Annotated in this window: 7 protein-coding genes and 1 pseudogene; all 8 read right to left on the reverse strand. The window is 70.6% G+C overall.

Annotated features, from left to right (window positions below; all coding sequences use genetic code 11):
* Positions 1–30: 30 nt before the first annotated feature.
* The 8 genes and pseudogenes from VIU94_RS31340 to VIU94_RS44795 all read right to left on the reverse strand — a co-directional run bounded on the left by VIU94_RS31340 (position 31) and on the right by VIU94_RS44795 (position 4,464).
* Positions 31–1,419 carry an AAA family ATPase gene (locus VIU94_RS31340; protein ID WP_331916564.1) on the reverse strand — a complete coding sequence of 463 codons (1,389 nt, stop codon included), beginning with the start codon at positions 1,417–1,419 and terminating at the stop codon, positions 31–33.
* Positions 1,416–1,691 carry a hypothetical protein gene (locus VIU94_RS31345; protein WP_331916566.1) on the reverse strand — a complete coding sequence of 92 codons (276 nt, stop codon included), beginning with the start codon at positions 1,689–1,691 and terminating at the stop codon, positions 1,416–1,418. Before VIU94_RS31345 ends, VIU94_RS31340 begins: the two co-directional genes overlap by 4 nt.
* Before the next feature lie 100 nt (positions 1,692–1,791).
* Positions 1,792–2,217, reverse strand: a pseudogene (locus tag VIU94_RS31350) (single-stranded DNA-binding protein); the annotation flags it as partial.
* Positions 2,214–2,633, reverse strand: coding sequence for a hypothetical protein (locus VIU94_RS31355; protein ID WP_331916568.1), 420 nt, complete (start codon positions 2,631–2,633; stop codon positions 2,214–2,216). The gene VIU94_RS31355 and the pseudogene VIU94_RS31350, both read right to left, overlap by 4 nt.
* Position 2,634: 1 nt before the next feature.
* The gene (locus tag VIU94_RS31360; RefSeq protein ID WP_331916570.1) at positions 2,635–3,348 is read right to left on the reverse strand and encodes an ERF family protein; all 714 of its coding nucleotides are present in this window, start codon (positions 3,346–3,348) and stop codon (positions 2,635–2,637) included.
* Positions 3,348–4,205 (reverse strand): hypothetical protein, encoded by an 858-nt coding sequence (locus VIU94_RS31365; protein ID WP_331916572.1) that lies wholly within the window; start codon positions 4,203–4,205, stop codon positions 3,348–3,350. The genes VIU94_RS31360 and VIU94_RS31365 overlap by 1 nt, the downstream gene beginning before the upstream one ends.
* Positions 4,202–4,351, reverse strand: coding sequence for a hypothetical protein (locus VIU94_RS31370; protein ID WP_331916574.1), 150 nt, complete (start codon positions 4,349–4,351; stop codon positions 4,202–4,204). Before VIU94_RS31370 ends, VIU94_RS31365 begins: the two co-directional genes overlap by 4 nt.
* The gene (locus tag VIU94_RS44795; RefSeq protein ID WP_414721045.1) at positions 4,348–4,464 is read right to left on the reverse strand and encodes a winged helix-turn-helix transcriptional regulator; all 117 of its coding nucleotides are present in this window, start codon (positions 4,462–4,464) and stop codon (positions 4,348–4,350) included. The genes VIU94_RS31370 and VIU94_RS44795 overlap by 4 nt, the downstream gene beginning before the upstream one ends.
* Positions 4,465–4,480: the final 16 nt, after the last annotated feature.

A 4,480-nucleotide genomic window follows, 5' to 3' on the forward strand; every position in this document is an offset into this window, starting at 1 on the left:
TCCCTGTGTTAGACAGGGACGAGGACGAAGTCACTCCGGGCCCCAGTTCGGCGGCTCGACTTCGTCCCGGTGCCACATCGGCCCTCCAGAGTCGGCTGCGTACTTGTCGGACTTCGGGTCCTCGGACTGCCGGTAGGCGGCGACCAACTGGTGCGCGAACCCCCGGCCCGCCTGCTGCCGCGCCACGTACTTCTCCTCGACCAGCACGGTGAGCGCCTTGCGGATCTGCACCGCCCGGCCCTCCACCCCGCCCGTGATCTTGTTCTCGGACAGGCCGGGTGGCTGCGACTCGAGGAACCGGGACACCCGCTCCATCAGGGCGGTGGGGCGGAACTCGTCCGTCCGTCCGTCCGTCCCGTCCGCGCCCGGCGGCTCGACCGTCACGGTGATCACCCCGTCGGTGGTGGAGTCGACGACGACCTGCGCGGCCTCCTGGGTGCGGTCGGACTTGCGGAACTGGCCGCAGTTCGGCCGGATCGCGCCCGGCCGGTCCTTGGCCACCCGCAGCACCACCACGCCGCGCAGCCCCCGGCCGAGGGGCTCCTTCACCTCGACGACGTACGCGGCGCCGTCGAGGGCGGACATCTTCGCCTGCGCGCCGATGGCGAACCGGCCACGCGACTCGGAGTCCTTCGTGACGTGGTCGACCTGGATGACCGCGGCGCCGGTCTGCTGGGCCAGCGGCCGGGCGAACAGCCGGTTCCAGGCGGTGATCTCGTCGTTGTCCTTCGACGCGACCCCGAACACCGACGCGGCTTCGGTGACTCCGTCGATGACGGCCAGGTCGAGGCGGTCGCGCAGCAGCTGCTCGAACGCGGCGCGGTCGTCGTTGGTGGCGTGCGGGCGGACACCCGGGCGCAGGTAGAGCAGCCCGGCGGCGACCTGCTCGCGGGTGGCGCCCATCATCAGGATCCGGCCGACGACCACGGAGGCGTCGGACTCGAAGTCGATGTAGGCGGCGCGGCCGCCGGCGGCGAGGATCCGGGCGGTTTCGGCCTGGGCGACCATGCTCTTGCCGGACTCGGACTCGCCCTGGAAGGTGTGGACGCGGCCGGGGTAGAGCAGGCACACGCCGTCGCAGCGGGGCATCAGCGACGGCTCCTCGGGCACGTACGACCCGTCGAGGATGGCGGACAGGTCCAGGGGCGCCCACGAGCTGGCGGGCGCGTCGTCGACTGCTTGGTGCTGCTCGTCGTTGAGGCGCTGCTCGGCGAGCTTGCGGGCACGCAGCCGCAGGTACTCCCGCTCGGTCTCCTCGGTGAGGCGCTGGCGCTCCCGCTCGGCGCGGACCTGGGCGCGGGCACGCTGCTTGTCGGCCTCGAAGTCGGCGTGCTCTTCCGGCCACTGCTCCGGGTCGTAGGGGTTGGGTTCCTCCGGAGCCACGGTGTCCATGCCCTCCCACAGGTTGAGGTCGGTCACGCGACCGCTCCGAGGTGGCGGACCGGCTTGCCGGTCTCGAAGTCGACGGGCCCGCCGGGGTACTGGCCGCGCCAGGTGTTCCACGGCTGCCGGTCGGCGGCGGCGGTCATGTCGGCGGTGCGCCGGGCGACGCGGCGTTCGCGGGTGAAGCCGGGTTCGCGTCGCTCAGCCCAGGTGGCTTGGAGCTCGTTGATGTCGGCGTCGTACCGGCCGTGGGTGTAGGCAGCGAAGAGCAGGGCGCGGACCTCGTCGGCGCTGTAGGTCTGTTTCACAGGTCCCCCCTGGGTGGTGGTGGTCGTGTGGGTGGCGCCCCGTCGCGCGCTCGATGCGCGGTGCCGGCCGGTCCGGGCGGGGCTGGGTGGGTCAGAACGGGGGCTCGTCGCTCCAGCTATCGCTGGCCGGCGCGGAAGCGGCTCGCGACTGCTGACCGCCGCCCTTGCCGGCCTTGGTGACGGTGGCGGTGGCGTGGCGGAGACTCGGGCCGATCTCGTCGACCTCCAGCTCGATGACGGTCCGCTTCTGGCCGTCCTTCTCGTACGACCGCTGCCGCAGCCGACCGACGACGATGACCCGGGCGCCGCGGGTGAGGGACTCGGCGACGTGCTCGGCGGCGTCGCGCCAGATCGAGCAGGACAGGAACAGCGGCTCGCCGTCCTTCCACTCCTGCGACTGCTTGTCGAACATGCGGGGGGTGGAGGCGACGCGGAACTTCGCGACGGCGTGGCCGGACGGGGTGAACCTCAGCTCGGGGTCGTCGGTGAGGTTGCCGATGACGGTGATGACGGTCTCGTTGCTCATGCGGGCTGCTCCTGGGTGGCGAAGTCGGCCGGGTCGAGGTCGGGGTCGATGTGGCCGGGGTTGATGCCGTGCTGGACGAGCAGGTCGGTCAGCCACTCCACGTATTCGCCGTTGAGGGCCCCCGCCTCGGGGGTGAGGTCCCAGATCAGCGCCGGGGTGTCTGGGTCTTCGGTGAGTGCGACGGCGGCGGTGGTGGACGAGACGGCGGCGAGCGCCAGGTAGCCGATGTCGGGGCGGGAGCCGGGCTTCGGGTTGCGAGGCAGGGTGTCGATCTCGGCCCGGAACGTGGCCCAGCAGGCGAGGGCCTGGGCGGCGTAGTGGCGGACCCATGCGTTGCGGGTGGCGTCTTCGCGGGTGGCCGGAGCGGGGGCGATCCTCTCGGCGGTGTTGATCGGGGATTCGATGGCGGTGGTCATGTCACTGCTCCTGCTTGTCGACGGCGGCCTGGAGGTGGTCGATGACGCGCTTGGCGTCGGCCTTGCTGAGTTCCTTGGTGCTGGTGATCTCGCGCTCAAGGACGTCGCTGATGTAGCCGAGTCCGGCTTCGCGGTTGGACTTGCCGGCCTTGCCGAGCAGGACGTGCAGGAGGCTCTGCTGCGCGGGGGTGATGCCGTCGGTGCGCTCGCCAGGCAGCGGGGGCGGGCCCGCGGCGGGCCGCTGGGCGCGCTGCGCGGTGGGCTGCTCCTGCGGCGCCGGGGCTGGCTTCTGCTGGCGGGGCTGCGCGGCGCGCTGGGTCGTACGGTGGCCGGAGGCGGCGTGCCCGTCGTCGTCCTCGTCCTCGGCGGCGATGCCGGTGATGGCGAGCAGTACGTACCGGCGGGCGTAGGTGATCGCCGAGCCCATCTGCATCGGGTTCTCGGACAGCTTCAGCGGGTACCGGCCGGCCTTCGACGTCTTCGACTCGACGTGCTCCAGCTCGTACGCCAGGACGAACTTGCCCTCGTCGTCGAGGGTGGGCGTGCAGCTGTAGATCACGCCCAGATTGTTGAGCCGGGACAGCACCTGCTCGTTGACCTGGACCAGGTCGGCGTACTTGGTCTTCTGGTTGCCAACCTGGCCCTTCTTGTCCTTGACGAGGACGGGCGGGTCGGCTTGGAGCTCGAGCAGGACTTCGGAGATGTTGGCGGCCATCAGAACGCCGCCTCCTCGAGCGCGGCGGCCTTCACGAGCACGTACCGCGAGGCGGTCGGCGGCTCGACGGGCTCACCGATCAGGTCCCGCGCTCCCTGGTCGAAGATCCCGACCTGCTGCGCGTACAGGAACGCCCGGTGCTGCTCCGGCCCGGTCACGACCGGGACCAGCGAGTAGCCGTTCGGTCGGATGTGGATGGCGCCCGTGAACGTGACCTCGGGCATCGGGAACGCCGACTCCGGGTCGTCCGGGTCCGGTTGCATGAACTCGGCGAACCGGTACCCGGACAGCTGGAGCGCTGTCTCGCCGAAGATGCCCGACCGGTTCGTCTTCGCGTCGAGCAGGCAGTTGCACACGAAGCCGTCGTCGTCGCGGGGCAGGTGGTCGTACTCCGGCATGTCCGGCAGGAGAATGTCGCCGAAGATGTCGAGGGTGCCGACGTAGCGGTGCGTCGCCGAGTAGACGACCGCCTCGATGTGGCGGGCCCGGAGCTGGAACTCGTCCATGAACCGCACGTACGAGTCGACGTAGGGCCGGAGCAGGTCCGGCACGACGACCTCTTCGCCGCGGATGAGCCGCTCGCCCATCTTGTGGACCTGGGTGCCGCGGTTCGACGCCTCGTCCTTGACCGCGTACCGGCCGCCCTTGAGCTTGGTCAGGCGGGCGGACGGTGCGAGCTTGGACAGCTCGTCCCAGTGGTCGATGGCGTAATCGGCGGTGGCGTTGGCGGCCCAGTTGATGAGGGCCTTCTTGGGCAGGCCCTGGTCGAGGACGGTGGTGACGCCGGGGACGCGGTCGCCGGTTTCCACGTCGACGTACCAGTGGTTGCGGCCGTTGCTCTTCTTGACGATCTTCACGCGTTCACCTCGGCGTGGTTGCGGGTGGCTTCTTCGTTGAGGTCGTGCCGGTTGCAGTCGGGGCGCTGACTGCCGCCGCTGATGTAGAGAGGGTCGAAGGGGTTCCACCTGTCTTCGTGCAGGTCGCAGGTGCAGCAGGTGTTCACGCCGCCACCTCCAGCGGGTGCCGGTTGACGTAGTGGCGGATGGTGCCGCTGCTGAGTCCGATCTCCCGGGCGATGGCGGCGTAGGACTTTCTGCGGCGGCGCAGCTCGACGATCTGGGCGTGGTGGACG

Origin of the sequence: Streptomyces sp. (assembly GCF_036566765.1) — a bacterium.
Classification (GTDB): Bacteria; Actinomycetota; Actinomycetes; order Streptomycetales; family Streptomycetaceae; genus Streptomyces.

Excerpts from the sequence above, each read along its gene's own strand:
- VIU94_RS31355 (WP_331916568.1), bottom strand. The coding sequence starts at position 2,633 with ATGACCACCGCCATCGAATCCCCGATCAACACCGCCGAGAGGATCGCC.
- VIU94_RS31360 (WP_331916570.1), bottom strand. The coding sequence starts at position 3,348 with ATGGCCGCCAACATCTCCGAAGTCCTGCTCGAGCTCCAAGCCGACCCG.